General features: G+C 69.0%; 15 protein-coding genes. 4 read left to right on the top strand and 11 right to left on the bottom strand.

The features are described 5' to 3' along the window. From VFZ09_RS43690 to VFZ09_RS43680, 3 genes are all read right to left on the bottom strand, one after another. Positions 1–605: hypothetical protein (locus tag VFZ09_RS43690; RefSeq protein WP_329733759.1), on the bottom strand; the 605-nt coding region annotated here is incomplete at its 3' end. Positions 606–727: 122 nt separating this feature from the next. After that, positions 728–1,675 (bottom strand): signal peptidase I, encoded by a 948-nt coding sequence (gene lepB, locus VFZ09_RS43685; RefSeq protein ID WP_329733758.1) that lies wholly within the window; start codon positions 1,673–1,675, stop codon positions 728–730. 46 nt (positions 1,676–1,721) lie between these two features. Beyond that, positions 1,722–2,480 carry an SDR family oxidoreductase gene (locus VFZ09_RS43680; RefSeq protein ID WP_329733757.1) on the bottom strand — a complete coding sequence of 253 codons (759 nt, stop codon included), beginning with the start codon at positions 2,478–2,480 and terminating at the stop codon, positions 1,722–1,724. Positions 2,481–2,691: 211 nt separating this feature from the next. Here VFZ09_RS43680 and VFZ09_RS43675 point away from each other — a divergent pair, with 211 nt between their 5' ends. Further along, entirely contained in the window at positions 2,692–3,585 is an 894-nt protein-coding gene (locus tag VFZ09_RS43675; RefSeq protein ID WP_329733756.1) for a hypothetical protein, read from the top strand. On the opposite strand, the gene VFZ09_RS43670 is transcribed toward VFZ09_RS43675, so the two are convergent. From VFZ09_RS43670 to VFZ09_RS43635, 8 genes are all read right to left on the bottom strand, one after another. Beyond that, a complete protein-coding gene (locus VFZ09_RS43670; protein WP_329733761.1) occupies positions 3,470–4,135 on the bottom strand; it encodes an AarF/UbiB family protein in 666 nt (221 codons plus the stop codon). The genes VFZ09_RS43675 and VFZ09_RS43670 overlap by 116 nt on opposite strands. Before the next feature lie 413 nt (positions 4,136–4,548). Then, positions 4,549–5,256: a hypothetical protein gene (locus VFZ09_RS43665; protein WP_329733755.1), complete on the bottom strand. Its 708-nt coding sequence runs from the start codon at positions 5,254–5,256 to the stop codon at positions 4,549–4,551. 149 nt (positions 5,257–5,405) lie between these two features. Continuing rightward, positions 5,406–8,300 (bottom strand): isoleucine--tRNA ligase, encoded by a 2,895-nt coding sequence (gene ileS, locus VFZ09_RS43660; protein WP_329733754.1) that lies wholly within the window; start codon positions 8,298–8,300, stop codon positions 5,406–5,408. A 101-nt stretch (positions 8,301–8,401) separates the two neighbouring features. After that, entirely contained in the window at positions 8,402–9,202 is an 801-nt protein-coding gene (locus tag VFZ09_RS43655; protein ID WP_329733753.1) for a hypothetical protein, read from the bottom strand. Next, complete coding sequence (locus tag VFZ09_RS43650) at positions 9,199–10,152, bottom strand: pilus assembly protein (protein ID WP_329733752.1); 954 nt, start codon at positions 10,150–10,152, stop codon at positions 9,199–9,201. The genes VFZ09_RS43655 and VFZ09_RS43650 overlap by 4 nt, the downstream gene beginning before the upstream one ends. After that, positions 10,146–11,738 carry a pilus assembly protein TadG-related protein gene (locus VFZ09_RS43645; protein ID WP_329733751.1) on the bottom strand — a complete coding sequence of 531 codons (1,593 nt, stop codon included), beginning with the start codon at positions 11,736–11,738 and terminating at the stop codon, positions 10,146–10,148. Before VFZ09_RS43645 ends, VFZ09_RS43650 begins: the two co-directional genes overlap by 7 nt. After that, the gene (locus VFZ09_RS43640) at positions 11,738–12,562 is read right to left on the bottom strand and encodes a TadE family protein (RefSeq protein WP_329733750.1); all 825 of its coding nucleotides are present in this window, start codon (positions 12,560–12,562) and stop codon (positions 11,738–11,740) included. The genes VFZ09_RS43645 and VFZ09_RS43640 overlap by 1 nt, the downstream gene beginning before the upstream one ends. A 117-nt stretch (positions 12,563–12,679) precedes the next feature. After that, a complete protein-coding gene (locus VFZ09_RS43635; protein ID WP_329733749.1) occupies positions 12,680–14,128 on the bottom strand; it encodes a sigma 54-interacting transcriptional regulator in 1,449 nt (482 codons plus the stop codon). Between the two features lie 69 nt (positions 14,129–14,197). Here VFZ09_RS43635 and VFZ09_RS43630 point away from each other — a divergent pair, with 69 nt between their 5' ends. From VFZ09_RS43630 to VFZ09_RS43620, 3 genes are all read left to right on the top strand, one after another. Further along, complete coding sequence (locus VFZ09_RS43630; protein ID WP_329733748.1) at positions 14,198–15,232, top strand: RimK family alpha-L-glutamate ligase; 1,035 nt, start codon at positions 14,198–14,200, stop codon at positions 15,230–15,232. Positions 15,233–15,370: 138 nt separating this feature from the next. Continuing rightward, a complete protein-coding gene (locus tag VFZ09_RS43625; protein ID WP_329733747.1) occupies positions 15,371–16,042 on the top strand; it encodes a DsbA family oxidoreductase in 672 nt (223 codons plus the stop codon). A gap of 138 nt (positions 16,043–16,180) precedes the next feature. Continuing rightward, positions 16,181–17,539: a hypothetical protein gene (locus VFZ09_RS43620; protein ID WP_329733746.1), complete on the top strand. Its 1,359-nt coding sequence runs from the start codon at positions 16,181–16,183 to the stop codon at positions 17,537–17,539. The last annotated feature ends 181 nt before the right edge of the window (positions 17,540–17,720 follow it).

Here is a 17,720-nt window from a genome sequence, read left to right as displayed (position 1 = left end):
GAATAGGAGTGATTGAACGCGAACACGCCCGGCACGACCGGGTGGATGCAGGAGGTGACCCGTCCTGCGTCGCAGGGTGCTGACACGGAGTCGGTCATCAGGTTCTTCATCCCGTCGCACGACACCACGGTGATGGTCTTGATGAGTTGGCCCTTCTTGCACTCCGTCTGTGCCCCCACGAGCAGGACTCCGTCCTTCTCCAGGATCCACGAGGCGGGATCGATGACGGGGTTCTTGCGGCTGATGGTGCACTTCGGTGAATCAGTCACCAGGTACGCCCCAGGGGTGGAGAGAAGCGGGGGATAGGCGCCCGTGTAGAGGTGGGGCATGTCGTTGTAGACATGCTTCAATGCCTCCTTACCTTCCGCCCGGTCCTGGAATCTGCCCACCGCCCGGTAGACCACCCCCTGCTCTCGGAAGAGATGACGATCTCCGAGAAACTCGTAGGGCTTCATCGGCTCTCGAGGGTCGTATGGCTCCAGGGGCGTGCCATCGTTCTTCCGCTCACCAATCTGGATGACGAGGGTCCGGCCATCCCAGTCCTGGTCGCAGAGCGGCTCCGCGCTCGCCCATTGCGGCGCGGAGAGCACCACCAGGGCACACACGGCCGAAAGGGTCCTCCAACCCGCCGCGCTACCACGGGAAGCACCTTCATGGACGGGCAACATCGAGAACCACCTTCCCTTCTAGGGCAACAACACGACAGCGGAGCACCTGTCCTCCACGCTCAGCGCACCCGGGTGCCGAGCCGCTCCCAGCGCACGCCGCCTTCTGGCATCCACGAGAAGTGGATGAAGCGCGCCACCGCGGTCACGTTCTCCAGCGGCAGCGGTCCCCAGACGCGCGAGTCGAGGGCGTTGTCACGATTGTCCCCGAGCACGAAGACATGCCCCGCCGGTACCACGCACCCGTCCTCGCGCTCCTCCATGCCCCGAGGGCACCGGACGCGCTCGGATGGGAAGTTGAACGACCAGCTGCCGGGATCCTCGTTGAGGAGCATCTCATGTGGGCGCTCGCCCAGTGTCTCCTCGTACCTCCGGCAGGACTCGTCCATCCCCTCCGGGGCGAGCCCCAGTCCCTCACAACCCCCGAGCGGCTTCCACTCCACCGGTCTGCCACCGAGGTGCAGCCTGCCGCTCCGGACCCTCACCGCATCCCCGGCCAGTGCCACCGCCCGCATGACGAATTGCTGCTCGGGCTGCGGCGGAGCCTCGAAGACGATGACGTCACCCCGCTCCACCGTCCGCCACCGCAGCGGGCTGCCCACCGTCTTGTCCGTGTAGAACTGGTCCCCGATGTACAGCGTCGGTTGCATCGAGGCGGAGGGCACCCGGAAAGGCTCGGCCAACATCCGCCGCGTCGTGAGCCCCACGACGCCCGACACCGTCCAGAAGCACACCAGCCCCAGCAGCACCCATCCCACCTTCGGCACGCCCCGCGCTCGCGGCGGGAGTCTCGCGGCATCCACGGCCGCGCCCACGAATACCCCGAGCATGAGCACGAACCCCGGGAAGCCCAGGAGCGGCAGCAAGGCCTGCATCCCCAGCAGCACGCCCAGCCACACCGCGCCCCGCCACCACCTCCCCAACAGCACGTGGCCAGCGCCAGGGCTGATGCTCAGCACCACCGCCCAGAGGCGGCGCCAGCGGGAGACTCTCGGTGCAGCGCTCGACATGGGGCTCCTGGACTCAAAAGGGAAGGGAAAGCCTGCCTGAAGACGCTCAGTCCACGAAGCGGTTGAGCGGGAAACCGCCATCCACGTCCCAGATGGCGCCCGTCACATATCCACCCGCCTTCTCGTCGAGCAGCGTCAGCGCATGCCGCGCGAGCTCCTCGGCCGGGAGGATGCGCTTGATGAGGCTCGAGTCGAGCGCCGCCTGCTCGAAGCCCGGAACCGCATCCGCCACCGAGCGGAAGGCGGGTGTCTCGATGGCTCCAGGGCACAGGCAGTTCACGCGAATCCCCCGCGCCGCGAGCTCGATGGCCCACGTCTGCGTCAGGTGCTGCACCGCCGCCTTCGTCGCGCCGTAGATGGCGATGTTCGGCAGGGGCCGGCGTCCCGCCGCCGACGAGATGTTCAGGATGGCCGCGCCCTTGCGCCCGCTCATCGCCTTCACGGCCGCATGGGTGAACACCACCGTCCCCCGCACGTTCACCGCGAACATCGCGTCCACGTCCTCCATCGAGAACGTGCCCACCACCCCGGGGCGGAGGATTCCCGCGTTGTTCACGAGCAGGTCCAGCCCTCCGTGGCGGCTCACCGCCGTTTCCACGGCGCGCTCGGCCGTCTCCTGGCTCGCCACGTCTCCCACCACGTACGAGGCCTGGGAGCCCAGCTTCCGCACGGCCTCCTCCAGCTTGTCCTCACGCCGGGCCACCAGCACCACCCGTGCGCCTTCCTCGACGAGCCCGGCCGCGATCGCTAAGCCGATTCCCTCACTCGCCCCCGTGATGACCGCTGACTTTCCCGCGAAGCGCATGTGTCTCTCTCAGAAAGCCACGCCCGAATGCGGTGGCGGCCTCATGTCACTCCGGGTGCCGCGCCCGCGCAAGCAACGGCGGGTTAACATGGGATTCATGAACGACCCCTCCCCCCTCCAACTCCACACCCCTGTTGTGAGAACAGGTGAAAAGCTCCGGGGTGAACTGGTCCTCGGTGACGTGATACCCGGATCGCACCAAGCCGCCCGCGTGACGATCCGCGTCCGTGGGCAGCTGGATTACGACGATACGGAATCGAAGCAGCGAGAGGAACTGTCCGCGGGCCGCGAGTCCACCATGGACCGGTGGTTGGAGGGAGCACGCCGGGTTCCTTTCGAGCTGAGCCTGCCGCGGGACCTCCCTCCGAGCTACCGGGGAAAGGACGTCCAGATCTCCTGGGAGGCCGTTGCCACCCTGTACAACCGCAACGGCGGGGAGTTGATGAGGTGGACCCAGCCCTTCCAACTCGAACCGGGCCGGACGGCGCAGCCGCCCCCGTTGCGCGAGCCGCTCGCACCTCGCGGCTCCTCCCTGACGGCCGCCAGCACCTGGGGATGCCTGCTCTTTCCCGCGCTGGCATGCTTCTGCCTGCCCCTCGGCATGCTGTTCGGCAACATCCGCGATACGAGCGAGAACCCGGAAGCCAGCCGGATCGTCGGAGGGCTCTACAGCGTCGTATCGCTCGTCGCGGGCGTGGGACTCACCTGGTGGATCATCGGCAAGGCGCGGACGGTGTCGAAGTTCAAGGCGGCCTCGCTCCAGCCCCTGGCCGAGCGTTTCCCTCTCGGCTCGACCGCGAAGCTGCGGGCCTTCGTGGACATCACGAGCCCGCTGACCGTGCGCAAGGCCCGGCTCGAGCTCAGCGCCTACGAAATGTTCTCGAAGCTGCGTACCGAGACGGTGACGGTCGAGGTGCCAGCACACCTCGCCGCGGGCGCGCACCAGTTCGACGTGGAGCTCCCCATCCCCCGGGACTTCACGCCCACCTTCAAGACGCACCTGAAGGCACACTGCACCCTGACCCTCGAGCTCGAAGGCCTGGAGGACATGGTGCTGCATCAGCCGCTCGAGCTCGCCCCCGAGGTGCTGGAAGCGGAGGCGTGAGCCCAGGCGCGCGGAGCCGTGCGCTCGAGCAACCGGGCATACACCGGAGCTCGGACCGCATGAAGGTCCGGATGGCCTCGACGAACTCCGCGCGGAAGGACTTCACGCACCCGAAGTCGAGCAGCGCCAGCCGCCCATCCCCGGTGACGAGGAAGTTGCCCGGATGGGGATCCGCGTGGATCCGGGCCGCGGAGAAGAACGGGCCATGCACCGCGCGGATGAGCTGCTCGCTGACGCGCCAGCGTGCGCCCGCGTCCGGGTTCGAGTCGATGAACCGCTGGAGTGTCTGGCCTCGCACGCGGGTGAGGCAGAGCACCCGGGACGAGGAGCGCTCCGGAATGGGCTCGGGGGCGAGCAGGTCCGCCTCGGACGCGAGCAGCGCGTGGAAGGCACGGGCCCGCTCGGCTTCCAGGAGATAGTCCGTCTCCAGGGAGATCTCCCGGCGGAGCTCCTCCACGTAGTCACGGCCATCGAGCAGCTTCGAGGTGAGCCCCGCCGCGCGCGCCACCAGGGAGAGGTTGGAGAAGTCGGACTCGAGCGACTCGGCGATGCCGGGGTAGCGAGGCGGCGGCCAGGGGCTTGGAATCGAACTCGGCGAACCTCCTCGGAGGCGATGGGAGGGGCTTCGCTCTGAAGACGGGCCACGAGCTGCCGGTGCTCGGGAGGCAGCGCATCCACCTCCATGGAGAGCGCCTGGCCCAGCTTCATCGCCGCGCCCTTCATCTCCCCGAGCACCTGGACGACGTGGCCGAGGGTGGAGCGCTCGGTCTCCTGGGTATCGGAGCCCGCGACCTTGCGCAGGGCGCGGACGGCCAGCCCGGCGGAGCCTCGCGCGGAGAGCGCGGCCACCTTCCCGAGCCTGGCCAGCCGGCCGACCGGCGGGTTCCTCGATCTGGACATGCCTTCGAGGATAGGAGCCGGGGCGGGCAGGTGCATGGGCCTGCCCGGTTCCCTGACTGCTCGCTACTCGACGACGACGGGCACCAGGCTCCGCTCATCGAACCCGGCATGGCAGGAGTTGAAGCCCTCGCACGCTTCCACGCCGGCGGACCCCTTGCTGTTCACGCGCAGGACGTAGTTGCCCGACTCCAACGCCGGCAGGGTGAGACGGATGTGGTTGCCCTGCACCTGGGGGTTCTGGATCCAGTGCGTGGACGCCCCATCCTTCATCACGAAGACGTCCACCTTCTCGAGCAGGTCGGTGGCCGGAAACCACTGGATGTCGATCTCCGCCCCGCTGCGGACGGTGGCCTGCTCCTGGCCATTCACCAGGGAGTACCGGGGCGCGCGGAGCCCCAGGAAGACCGCGCGCAGGTTCGAGCTCCCATCCGAGAGGGCGAACTCGGTGCGCGGCTCGTCGGCCGGGCGCGGCGGACTCTCGAAGGTGGGGTTCTTGCACCGGTAGGACCCATCGATTCCCAGGTGCGTCGTTCCCAGGTTCTCCACCGTGGCGGCTTCTCCGTTGATGGTGAGCCGCGTGGCGGCGGGAATCCGGAAACAGTCCTCGCCGAAGCTCCACGTGTAGTTGAGCACGGACCACATGTTCTTCGACGGAATGGCCACCGGCGTCACCGAGAGCCGCAGGCTCGGAAGATCCTTCAGCTCCCGCTCGAGAACCTGGTGTCCGCACGCGGTGGCGGCCAGGGCAAACAACGGCATCAGCTTTTTCATGGGCCCAGCGTACCGCAGGGGCCATGCCCGCATGGAGTGGGTGGGTTCAACCCGGGTGGGCCCTACACCCTCACCCCGTCCCTCTCCCAGGGGGAGAGGGGTTGTGACGGAGTAGGGCACCGGGCCCTTGGGGACCGGGCCTCTTCTGCTCAGCCCAGTGCTTCCTGGCACTTCTCGCAGACGGGCGCTCCCGCGGCCACCTTCTCGGAGTAGGTCCAGCAGCGCGGGCACTTCTCGCCCTTCGCCGTCAGCACCTCCGCCTTCACGTCCTCGCCCAGCGCCTGCGCCACGTTCAGCGCCTGCGCCTTCTCGCCCGCCGCGTCCGCCAGTTCCACCTGGCTCACGATGAACAGCCCCGGCAGCTCCGCCGCGTTCGCCTTCAGGAACTCCAGCGCCTTGCCGCTCGCGCTCAGCACCACCCGCGCCTCCAGCGACGCGCCGATCATCTTGTCCCGGCGTGCCGCCTCCAGCAGGCCCTGCACCGCGCCGCGCACCGCGAAGAGCTTCTCGTACCGCTCGGACAGCGCCGCGTCCGGCTTCACCGCCGGCTCCGGGAAGTCCGTCAGGTACACGCTCTCCGTCTTCTTCCCCGGCAGGTACTGCCACGCCTCCTCCGAGGTGAAGCTCATCACCGGCGCCAGCAGTTGCAGCAGCACCGTGGACACCTCGTGCAGCACCGTCTGCGCGCTGCGCCGCGCGTGGCCCGTCGCCTTCGACGTGTACAACCGGTCCTTCAGGATGTCGAAGTACACCGCCGACAGGTCACCCGCGCAGAAGTCCACCACCGTCGCGTACACCAGGTGGAACTCGTACGCGTCGTACGCCTTGCGCACCCGCGCCACCACCTCCGCCAGCCGGCCTCGCGCCCACGTGTCCAGCGGCAGGAGCTTGTCTGCGGGCACCGCGTCCTTCTCCGGCTCGAAGTCGTACAGGTTGCTCAGCGCGTAGCGGATGGTGTTGCGGATCTTCCGGTAGCCCTCGCTCAGACCCTTCATGATCTGATCCGACAGGCGCACGTCGTTGCGGTAGTCGCTGCTCGCCACCCACAGCCGCAGCACCTCCGCGCCGTACTGCTGGATGAGCTTCTCCGGCGCCACGGTGTTGCCGAGGCTCTTGCTCATCTTCTCGCCCTTGCCGTCCACCACGAAGCCGTGCGTCAGGCACGTCTTGTAGGGCGACATGTTGCGCGTGCCCACCGCCACCAGGATGGACGAGTGGAACCAGCCCCGGTGCTGATCACTCCCCTCCAGGAACAGGTCCGCCGGTACCCGCTGACGCCGCTCGGACACCGCGCTGAACGCACACGCCGAGTCGAACCACACGTCCAGGATGTCCGTCTCGCGGCGGAACTCCGTCTTGCCGCACTTCTGGCACGTGTAGCCCGCGGGGAGGAACTCCTTCACCGGCGTGCGGTACCACACGCCCGCGCCCTCCTTCTCCACCGCGTCCGCCACCTTCGCCATCAGCTCCGCGGAGATGACGGACTCGTCGCAGCCCTCGCAGTAGGCGATGGGGATGGGCACGCCCCACGTGCGCTGGCGGCTGATGCACCAGTCCGGCCGCGTCTCCAGCATGCCCCGGATGCGGCTGTGCCCCCACGAGGGCACCCACTGCACGCGGTCCACCTCGTTCAGCACCTGCTGCCGGTACGACGTGTCTCCCTGCAGCGGCTTGTCCAGCGGGATGAACCACTGGAATGTCGCGCTCAGGATGACCGGGTTGTGGCAGCGCCAGCAGTGCGGGTAGCTGTGCTCGACCTTGTCCGACTTGTCGTTGAGCAGCGCGCCCTTCTCGGCCAGCAGCTCGATGACGATGGGGTTGGCCTCGAAGACCTTCTTGCCCGTCAGCACCGGGCCCACGCTCTCGTCGTAGCGGCCGTCCAGGCGCACCGGGTTGTAGATGTCGAGCCCGTACTTCAGGCCCACCTCGTAGTCCTCCTGGCCGTGCCCCGGCGCCGTGTGCACCAGGCCCGTACCGGCCTCCAGCGTCACGTGCTCGCCCAGGAGGATCTTCCCCTGCCGCTCGTAGAAGACGTGCTGGTAGGTGCAGCCCTCCAGCTCCTCTCCGCGCGCGTAGGCCACGATCCGCTCGGGGTCCACCAGCGACGCCGCCGCGACCTCCTCGCCGCCGGGCAGCTTCGCGTTCTTCACCGCCAGCTCGTCCGCCTTCACCTCGGCGAGCACCTTGGGCAGCAGGTCCTTGGCCACGCAGATGACGCGCTCGCCGAGCGTGTAGAACACGTACTCGAACTCGCCATTCATCGCGATGGCGAGGTTGGCCGGCAGCGTCCAGGGCGTGGTGGTCCAGATGACGAAGGAGACGTTCTTCCCCTTCAGCTTCGGAACCTTCTCGGCCACCTCGGGGCCCGCCGGGAAGGCCACGTACACGGAGGGGCTGGCGTGGTCCTCGTACTCCACCTCGGCCTCGGCCAGCGCCGTCTGGTCCGTCACGCAGAAGTACACCGGCTTCTTGCGCCGGTAGAGCATGCCCCGCTTCGCGAACGTGGCCAGCTCGCGGATCTCCTGCGCCTCGTAGGAGAAGTCGAGCGTGCGGTACGGATGGTCCCAATCACCGAGGATGCCCAGGCGCTTGAACTCGGTGCGCTGGATGTCGATGAACTCCATCGCGTACGCGCGGCACTGCTCCAGGAAGGCGTCCCGGTCCAGCGTGCGCTTGTCGATCTTCTTGTCCTTCAGCCGCTTCTCCACCGCCTGCTCAATGGGCAGACCATGGGTGTCCCAGCCGGGGATGTAGTCGCACCGGCGGCCGGCCATGTTGCGGTACTTGACGATGATGTCCTTGAGGATCTTGTTGAGCGCGTGGCCCGCGTGGATGTGGCCGTTGGCGTACGGGGGCCCGTCCGTCAGCACGAAGGGCTCGGCGGCCGCGCGCCGCTCGAGAATCTTCGACCAAATCCCCTTCTCCGCCCACCAGCCGAGCATCTTGGGCTCCAGCTGGGCCAGGTTCCCCTTCATGGGGAAGTCCGTCTTGGGGAGATTGACCGAGTCCTTGTAGTCCTTCGGAGGGGTGCCGGTGTCGCTCATGACATCCGGCCGTAACACGGGCCCGCAGGCGCTTCAATCCGCAAGCGTACCGGGGGGCCTCCCGGCGACGGTCCCGGGCGGAGAGGGGCTCCCCTCCGGGCTCAGCGCTGCCCCTGCTCGGGCCGCGAGCGGGCGGGCTGGGGGCCCTCCCGGACGTCCGGCTCCATCACGTCCTCGACGGTGCTCATGCGGCGCATGACGATGACCGCCACGTGGCCCGGCTTGACGGGGCGCACCGACACCTTCAGCTCCTCGCCGCCGCGGCGCCACGTCCCCGAGTCCGTCTCGGAGTACCCCGCCCCGCGCAGCTCCTTCAGGTAGAAGTCCCCCACCTTCTCCGGCTCGGCCTCCGCCAGGTACGTCATGGTGCGAGCGCCTTCCATCTCGCTCTGCATCACATCCTTGCCCCCGGGGAAGACGGGCGCGAAGGCGGCCTGCTCCCGCCGGGCCATGCCCAGGTTGGCCTCGCCCAGAATCACCGTGGTGGTCCCATCCGGGTTGGGCTGCAGCACGAAGGTGTAGGAGATGAGCCGCTCCGTATCCAGCGCGGTGAGCTGGGGCTCCTGGAACCACTGGGTGCGGTGGTGGTCCGGCGGAATGTAGAAGCCCGCCGCCTCGAAGCGGTCCACCAGGCGCTGGAGGATGACCTGGGGCTTCTCCGCGCTCTTCACCGAGCGCAACCGCACCGGGATGCCATCGGCCCGCATCACCCCTGGCATCTCCACCGCCTCCAGCACCCGGGGCACGTCCCAGGCGAAGGGCACCGGCTCGGGGTCCACCGGCTGCTTGGAGGCCCTTGGCTGCTTGGAAGCCACCGGCCGCGTGGAGGCCGCCGGCTGCGCGGAGGCGACGCCCAGGCCCCCCAGCACCGCCCACAGCACCAGTCCCAGCCGGGCGCTCACGGGGGACAAGTCCCCAGGAAGCAGTTCTGCCGCTTCGAATAGGAGCTGTTGTACTCGGGGCTGCGGCTGCCCGCGCCCGGCGTCGTCTTCCAGTCGTTGGGGTCCTGGTCGCCGCCGTTCTCCTTCTCCTGGAAGCCGCTGTCCATGCCCCGGAAGCTCATCCAGAACTTGCCGGGATCGATGGGAGCCTGGCCCACGATGGAGCGCGCCAGCCGCTGCGAGGCCCCCATGCCCGGCAGGTGCGCCGCGTAGACCTTGCGCGCGGACCGGTAATACGCCTGATTGTCGCAGCCCGCGTCATCCAGCACCCTGCACTCCCGGGACTCCTCGGCGCTCGCCAGGCCCCAGTCGTCCAGGAGGATGCCAAAGCCGCCGGCGCACTCGCCGCCCCGCACGCGGCCCAGGCCACACACGGGAATGGCGCCCATCGTGTAGTGGGGCACGTCGAAGAAGGCGCCCCTGCCCCTGTCCAGGAAGCGGCGGGTGAACTTCTTCACGGGCGAGAGCTCCGCCTGGGCGGTGCAGCTCATGCCCCCCACGTCCTTGTACACCCCGCTGGTGGAGCGCGAGGGCGCGAAGGAGATGCCTCCGGCCGCGCGGCACGTCACCTCCAGGCCCTCGGCCGAGGTGAAGAGCTGGACCACCCGGGGCCTCCCCGTCTTGGAGGTGCGCCCGTCGAAGTCCTGGTAGCGCTCGGTGGCGAGCTTGCCGGGCGTATCGTCGTTGATGAGGTCGGTGAGGGGTTTGAAGTCGTTGGGCAGCGTGTGCATCTCCGCGCTGGTGGTGTCCCACAAGGCGCTGGTGGCCGCCTCCTGCACCTTGAGCGACAGGTAGCCCACCTCGGCGAAGTGGATGCCGAAGATGAGGATGGTGACGAAGAGCAGCAGCCCGAGCGCCAGCTCCGTGGTGCCCTGGCCGCGCTGTGAGGCCCTGCCGCGCAGCCTTACCATCCCTTGTACTCCTTCTTCCTGAGCGCCTCGTACACCTCGGCGGCGAACGGCGCGGTGTCATTCAGCGTCGTCCTCACGTCCTTGATGCCCTGGTCATCCACGTGCGCCGACACGAGCGTGGCCCGCCAGAAGGGGTTGAGGAAGTTGGGCGGCTCCTGCCAGTTGGGGCCCGCGCGCCGGTAGTAGGCGATGCCCGCGGAGAGCGCCGTGGCCTTGGAGATGTCCGTGCCGCCGTTCACGTCCGACAGCTCGACACCGCGGTTGTCGAACTCCACGCCCTCCTTCTTCGGGGAGAAGCGGAAGCGGAACATGAGGTTCCAGGGGTCCGCCTGCCCCTCGCCGGGGCGCTGCCGGTAGTCGCGCTGGATGACGGCGTAGTTCTTCGGCTGGCCGTAGTTGTCCCCGCCGTCCGTCACCAGGTTGTAGTTGTAGTCCATGTGCGAGGGCCAGATGCCCGGGCACTGCGTGCACGTGCCCATGGTGTGCCGGATCTGGGCGTCGGGATCGCGGTGGCCGTTCGTCCACACGTGCTCGTCGCTGGTGTCCGCCCGGTGGTTGCTGCGCACGTGCGCCTCGGCCCCGGCCGTGCCCGGAAACGACCTCGGGCACGGCGCCTGGCCCCGGTTGAACACGATGCTCACATCCCCATGATCGTCTCCCCACACCTCGGTGGCGTCGATGGTGGGCCCCGAGTGGGAGATGCTCTGCGCGGGGAAGTAGCCACTGCCGCTGTTGGAGACACTCACCAGGCGGTCCTGGTTGGGAATCAACCGCCGCAGCTTGCGCCGGATGGGCGCGGTCACCCCGCGCCCCGTCACGAAGGAATAGCCACGGCTGCCCATGGCCGCGTCCACGAAGTGCAGCTTCCTGCCCGCGTTGCGGCGCAGGCACGCGGCGCCGTTGCCCCCGCAGCCGTTGCCGCCCTCGAGCTCCCGGCCGTTGATGGCCACCTCCTTCGCCGACACGTCCTCGCCTCCGAAGGCCAGGCCCCTCCTGGCCTCGCTGACGATGCTGGTGGCGATTGCCGGATTGCTGCTCACGCTCCGGGTGAGCGCCTCGTAGACGTCCTTCTGCTCCTCCCAGATGGAGGAGAGCTGCAACGAGGCCGCCTCCTGGCCCGCGGCCCTGTCCAGCGGCTCCCACTGGGTGTCCAGCTGCTTGTCCGCGTTCTCCAGGTCACTCTGGGTCTGGGTGATGTCGAGGATGGCCTGGGTGGCGCACCGGCACATCGCGACGTTGGTGGTGGGGCAGCTGGACGCGGCGATCAACGAGTACGCCGTCAGGGGATCGTCGTAGGCGTTCCTGGCCCCCTGGATGGCGCCGCGGTAGTAGCTGCTCCAGGAGATGAGGCTCTCCACGCCCGTGAGGGCCACCATGTGCCCCATCAGCGCCCGGTTCATCAGCGAGATGGAGTTGAAGGCGCGCGCGGTGGCCACCGCGTTGGAGTAGGCGGCGGCATCCGCCATCGTCTGCAGCTCCATCTTCTCCTTGGCCTTCATGCCGATGGAGAGCGTCATCGTCACCATCAGCACCAGCAGCAGCAGGCTGAGCGCGAAGACCACCAGCGTCTGTCCACGGCGTCTCATCACAGCCCCTCCGGAGTGCCCGGGCAGTTCTGCTCGCCGAAGTAGCGCTTGCGCGCGGGCGTCATCATCCGCATGCCGTAGGTGGCCTGGATGGGGAAGACGTACTGCTTGGAGCCGACGCGGGTGCGCAGCTCGTCACGGATGAGCGGGTCCAGGTTGACGACGCGCTCGGTGCTCTTCGTCCAGCCCGCCTTGGCGTCCGCCGGCATCAGCGGGTTGACGGCGTCGTAGTTCTTGAGCCCCAGGTGGGCCAGAAGCATGCGGCTGATGACCCAGTCCGCGAAGGGAATGCGCAGCCGGTACCAGTAGATGAGGCGCACCTCCAGGCGCATGGCCTGGGAGCCGTCTCCCCGGGGCAGATCGAAGTCGGCATCCTCGGGGCTCTGCACCGCGGAGGCCCGGGGCGACTCGCGCACCAGCCAGAAGATGGGGCCGTCGTGCGCGCCGTCCTTGCCCTTCACGTAGTGGGGCCCCGCGTTGTCCGGATCTCCGCTCTCGCCGTTGGAGCCCACGCGCTCCTTCCACGCCGAGGCCAGCTTCTGCGCCGCCGAGCCCTTCCCCTTGCCGCCCAGGTAGGGCGTCACGCTGGGCAGCAACCCACCCAGCGCCGCGTGCACCATGGGCTCGCAGTCGCCGTGGTTGCGGCTGCCCGCACGCACCGCCTGGAAGGCCGCGTACTCCGCCATGATGCGGCCCTGCAGCATCATGAAGAGCTGCAGCGTCCCCAGCACGAGGAAGATGACGAGCGGCAGAGTCAGAGCGGCTTCCACGGCCGCCTGACCGGATTCATGTCCCTTGGGGGCGCGGGACTCCACGGTGCTCATGTCAGGGCCTTTGTCACACTCCACCGCTGACTTTCCCATCGGTCAACTGGACCGGTGGAGGCGCCTGGCTGCACGGCTGCGACATTTGACCTGACACCCCCGGGACAACGCAATGCGTCAGCGCGGTTTCATGCCCTTGGCGTCGAGCTGGTACTTCTTCACCAGGCGCTCGATGGACTTGCGGTGCAGGCCACTTTCACGCGCGGCGCGGGAGAGGTTGCCCTCGCAGCGGGTGAGGACGCTGGTGACGTACTCGCGCTCGAAGTTCTCCAGCAGCTGCTCCTTGGCGTCCTTGAAGGTGAGGTGCTCGTTGAAGGGCAGCGGCCCCTCGCGCTGCTGGCCGCGGACGCGGGGCGGCAGGTCCTCGGGCAGCACCTCCTCGCCATCGCTGAAGGCCAGCACGTGGGAGAGCACGTTCATCAACTCGCGCACGTTGCCCGGCCACCCGTAGGCCATCAGCAGCGACAGGGCCTCGGGCGAAATCCGCTTGCGCCCGTGCCGCGCCATCACCTCCGGGTCCGCCAGCCCCCGCTTGAGGATCAGCGGAATGTCCTCGCGGCGCTCGCGCAGCGGCGGCAGCTGGAGGTTGATGACGGACAGGCGGAAGAAGAGATCCTCGCGGAAGTTGCCCGCCGCTATCTCCTTGGGCAAATCCCTGTTGGTGGCGGCGATGACGCGGCAGTCCACCTCCAGCGTGTCGTTGCCGCCCACGCGCCGCACCTCGCGGTTCTCCAGCACGCGCAACAGCTTGGGCTGCAGGTCCAACCGCAGCTCACCCAGCTCGTCCAGGAAGATGGTGCCCCCGTGCGCCCGCTCGAAGGCGCCCGGCCGCGACGTCATGGCCCCCGTGAAGGAGCCCTTCTCGTGGCCGAACAGCTCGCTCTCGATGAGGTTGGGCGGAATGGCGCCGCAGTCCAACACCACCATGGGCCCCTTCTTGCGCCCGCTCAGCTCGTGGATGGCCCGCGCCACCAGCTCCTTGCCCGTGCCCGTCTCGCCTCCGATGATGACGGACACGTCCATGGGGGCGATCTTCTTGATGAGCGCGAACACCTGCCTCATCTTCACACTCTGCCCCACCAGCCCGCACAGCTCGCCCTCGCGGTCCGGCTCGACCGTCACCTCCTCGTCGATGGGGGCGAAGGTGAGGGTGGAGGAGCCGGCGCGAATCTGGGCCCCGGCCGAGAGGTAGGCGCGCTCAATCCGGCGCCCATCCAGGAAGGTGCCGTTGGTGGAGTTGAGGTCCACCAGGAGCCAGCCGCGCTCGGTGTTGATGATTTCGAAGTGGTGACGGCTGGCCGTGCGGTCCTCGGCGAGCACCAGGTCGTTGGTGGGGTGGGCCCCACAGCGCAGACGCTCCTTGTCGGAGATGAGGGACTTGCCCTCGTCCGGCCCGGCGGACACCTGGATGCGGCACTTGCGCAGCTTGAGGGTGGTGCGCGACTCGAGCACCAGCACCTCGGTGCCCGAGCCGACGCCCCCGTCGGCCGGGGCGACGATGGAGTCGAGACCATTCTCCCCCGGGTTGGTGAGGACATCGTCCGGGTGCGCTTCCTTTGGATTCATCACTTTCCGATGATAGCAAACACGGGCGACGCCACCCGCCCCCGCCCGTGGTAGGCTCTCCCTCCTTCCATGCCCGCCAAGAAGGTCTCGTCCAAGAAGGCGCCCGCCCGGGCCCGCCCGAAGGCCCCCGCTCGCCCCGTCGAGCCACCGCCGTCCGACACCCCGGAGGCCCCCCGCAAGCCCCGGGCCAAGAAGACGGTCGTCATCCTCTCGCGCAAACGCTCCCTGTACTCCACCCGGCGGCTGGTGGAGGCCATCAAGCAGCACGGCCACCGGCCCCTGGTGCTGGACACGCTGCGCTGCACCATGGTGCTGGCCCCGGGCCAGCCGCGGATGCTCTACCGCGGGGTGGACATCAAGGGCGTGGACGTCGTCATCCCCCGCATCGGCGCCTCCATCACCGGCTACGGCCTGGCGGTGGTGAAGCACTTCGAGATGATGGGGGTGGCGGTGCTCAACGGCGCCAGCGCCATCTCCCAGAGCCGCGACAAGCTGCGGGCGCTCCAGCTGTTGTGCGCGGCCGGGCTGGACGTGCCCCGGACGGTGATGGCGCATGACCGCAGCAACGTGCGCAAGCTGGTGGAGGAGGTGGGGGGCCTGCCCGTCATCATCAAGCTGCTGCGCGGCACCCAGGGCGTGGGGGTGATGATCGCCCATTCGCTCCAGGAGTTGCAGACCATCGTCAACACCTTCTGGGACCTGGGGCAGGAGGTGGTGCTCCAGGAGTTCGTCGCCGAGAGCAAGGGCCGGGACGTGCGCGCCCTGGTGGTGGGCAACAAGGTGGTGGGCGCCATGCGGCGGCGGGCCAAGAAGGGCGAGTTCCGCTCCAACATCCACCGCGGCGGCGAGGGCCACCCGGTGGAGCTGCCCGCCTCCTATATCGACGTGGCGGTGAAGGCCGCGCACCTGCTGGGGCTGGAGATCGCCGGCGTGGACATGCTGGAGGGCCGGGAGGGGCCGAGATTGATGGAGCTCAACTCGAGTCCGGGTTTCGAGGGGTTGGAGCAGGCGACGAAGCAGGACATCGCCGGGGCGATCGTCGACCATGCGCTCACCCTGGCGGGGACGCACGCGGCGGCGGGAGGCCAGCTACAGGCAGTGTGAAGCGCGGCCGAGACGCCCGGGGGGCAGGCGGACGGACGAGCCTCTTGCTCGGCCCTCCTGGGAATGGGCGCCTACGCAAAATGTCGGAGGGGATTGGCAGTGGGAGTGCGACCTTCGTAATCTCCCCGGCGCTCGCACATGAAGCCCCTGCCCAAGCCGCTGCAGATCACCGTCTACCAGGATGTGTTGTGTTCCTGGTGCTACCTGGCCGACCTGCGGCTGGAAACCCTCAAACAGGAGTTCGGCGACCTCATTCGCTGGCGCGTGCGGCCGTACCCGCTGCGCGTCCACGACAAGAGGCCCACCGAGAAGGAGCTGCGCGGATTGACGGAGGAGGTGCGCCGGGCCCAGCAGGAGCCGGAGCCGGTGGCGAAGCTGCTGAGCACGGAGCTGTGGCAGGGCGGAGACGCGCCGCGCACCAGCATCCCCGCGCTGGCGGCGCTGGAGGCGGCGCGGCTGCAGGGCCCCGCGGCCAGGAGCCACCTCGCGCGCGCCATGCAGCGTGCGGCGCTGGAGCAGGGCGTCAACGTGACGCGCACGGACGTCATCTTCGAGCTGGCCAGCCGCGTGGGCCTGGACATGAGCCCCTTCTCGGCGGCGTTCCACTCGGACAACACGCGCAAGCTCATCCTGGATGAGCACGAGCTGGCCACCAGCCGCGGCGTGCGCGGCGTGCCCACCCTCGTCATCGCCGGCCGGTGGATGGTGTGCGGCCTGCGCGACGTGGCCGAGTACCGCGAGCACATCCTCACCTGCCTGGGCAAGCTGCACGCCCCGCGCTCCGGCTCGTCCGAGCGCATGGTGCACTAGCCCGCGGGGGTGGGAGTCCCCGGGAAATGACGGGAAACGGGGTGTTGAATATTCTCGGTGCCCGCCCGTCTGCTTCCCTGTCTTCACCGTGATGAACTGGGCGGGCTGGCCCCCAACGACCGGCCCCGGAGAACCTCCATGCGTCGCCTTCTGCTCCTCACAGTCCCTACCGCCCTGGTGATGGGCTCCGGCTGTGTCGCTCACTACCACCGGCCCGGCTACTACTCGGACAACACCCCCCCGGCCACCGTCTACCAGTACCGCTACTCGGGCCCCCACCCGGATGCGTACGGCGGCTGGTGCACCGAGTCGTACAACCACGTCCACGGCTACGCGCCCTCGGAGATCAACGACTACTCCTACTCGGAGGACGTGTACGTGTACCGGGCGCCGCGGGTCATCTGGTACATGGACTACCACCCGATTCCGGGCGGCCATCACTGCTACCTGCACGGCCGCCACAGCCACGACTACTTCCCGTACTCGTACTCGGGCACCTCGTACCGCTGGGACCGCGACCGCTCGGTGTACGTCTACAGCAACTACCGTCCGCCTCCGAAGCCCCGGGACTGGGACGACTACCACGACGCCTCGCCCGTGAATGGCGGCGGCAACCGGCCTCCTCCCTCCAACGGCGGCTGGGGCAACCCGAATCCTCCTCCCTCCAACGGCGGCTGGGGCAACTCGCAGCGGCCTCCGCCTCCTCCGGGCACCGGCACCGGCACGCGCCCGCCCACCGGCAGCGGCGGCTGGGGCAACCCGAATCCGAATCCGCCCTCGCAGGGTGGCGGCTGGGGCCAGCAGCCTCCGCCTCCCCCGGGCACCGGCACCGGCACGCGCCCGCCCCAGAGCGGTGGCGGTTGGGGCAACCAGGATCAGAATCCGCCCGGCGGCAACGGTAACGGTAACGGCAACGGCAACGGCGGCGGCTGGGGCAACGGCGGCAACAACGCGCCCCCGGGCCACGGCGGCACGCCTCCGGGCCAGGGCGGCACGCCTCCGGGCCAGGGCGGCTGGGGCAACCCTCCCGGCCACACCAACAACCCGGGCCAGGGCCGCGGCAATGACGACGCGCCTCCTCCTCCTCGCGGCGGTGGTTGGGGCAACGGCGGTGGCAACGGCAACGGTGGCCAGGGCCGCGGCAACGACGACGCGCCTCCTCCTCGCGGCGGTGGCTGGGGCAACGGCGGTGGCAACGGCAACAGCGGCGGCGGCAACAGCCCTCCCCCGCCTCCTCCTCCCCGTGACAACGGTGGCAACAGCGGCGGCGGCAACGGCGGCGGCTGGGGCAACAGTGGCGGCAACAGCGGCGGCGGCAACAGCCCTCCCCCGCCTCCGTCCCGTGGCAACAGCGGCGGCGGCAACGGCGGCGGCTGGGGCAACAGCGGCGGCAACAGCGGCGGCAACAGCTCCCCTCCTCCCTCCGGGAACAGCGGCGGGAACGGCAACAGTGGTGGCAACGGCAACAGTGGTGGCTGGGGCCGCGGCCGCCGGTAGGTCGTGACTTCCAGCAGTGGGTGACGTCGAGGGCCGCTCCCTTCCTCTCGCGAGGCAGGGGCGGCCCTCCGCCTTTTCCACCGGGGCGCAACGGCTCGGGAAGTGTTCCGTCTTCCACGGGACGTCTCGGGCCCCGGGGTGGATTGCCGATACGCGGGAGCGTGGAGATCTTGGCGCCCAG

The organism is Archangium sp. (assembly GCF_036277355.1).
GTDB lineage: Bacteria > Myxococcota > Myxococcia > Myxococcales > Myxococcaceae > Archangium.
Note: the sequence above shows the minus strand (reverse complement) of the source record. Positions and strands in the feature narration are given on the sequence as shown.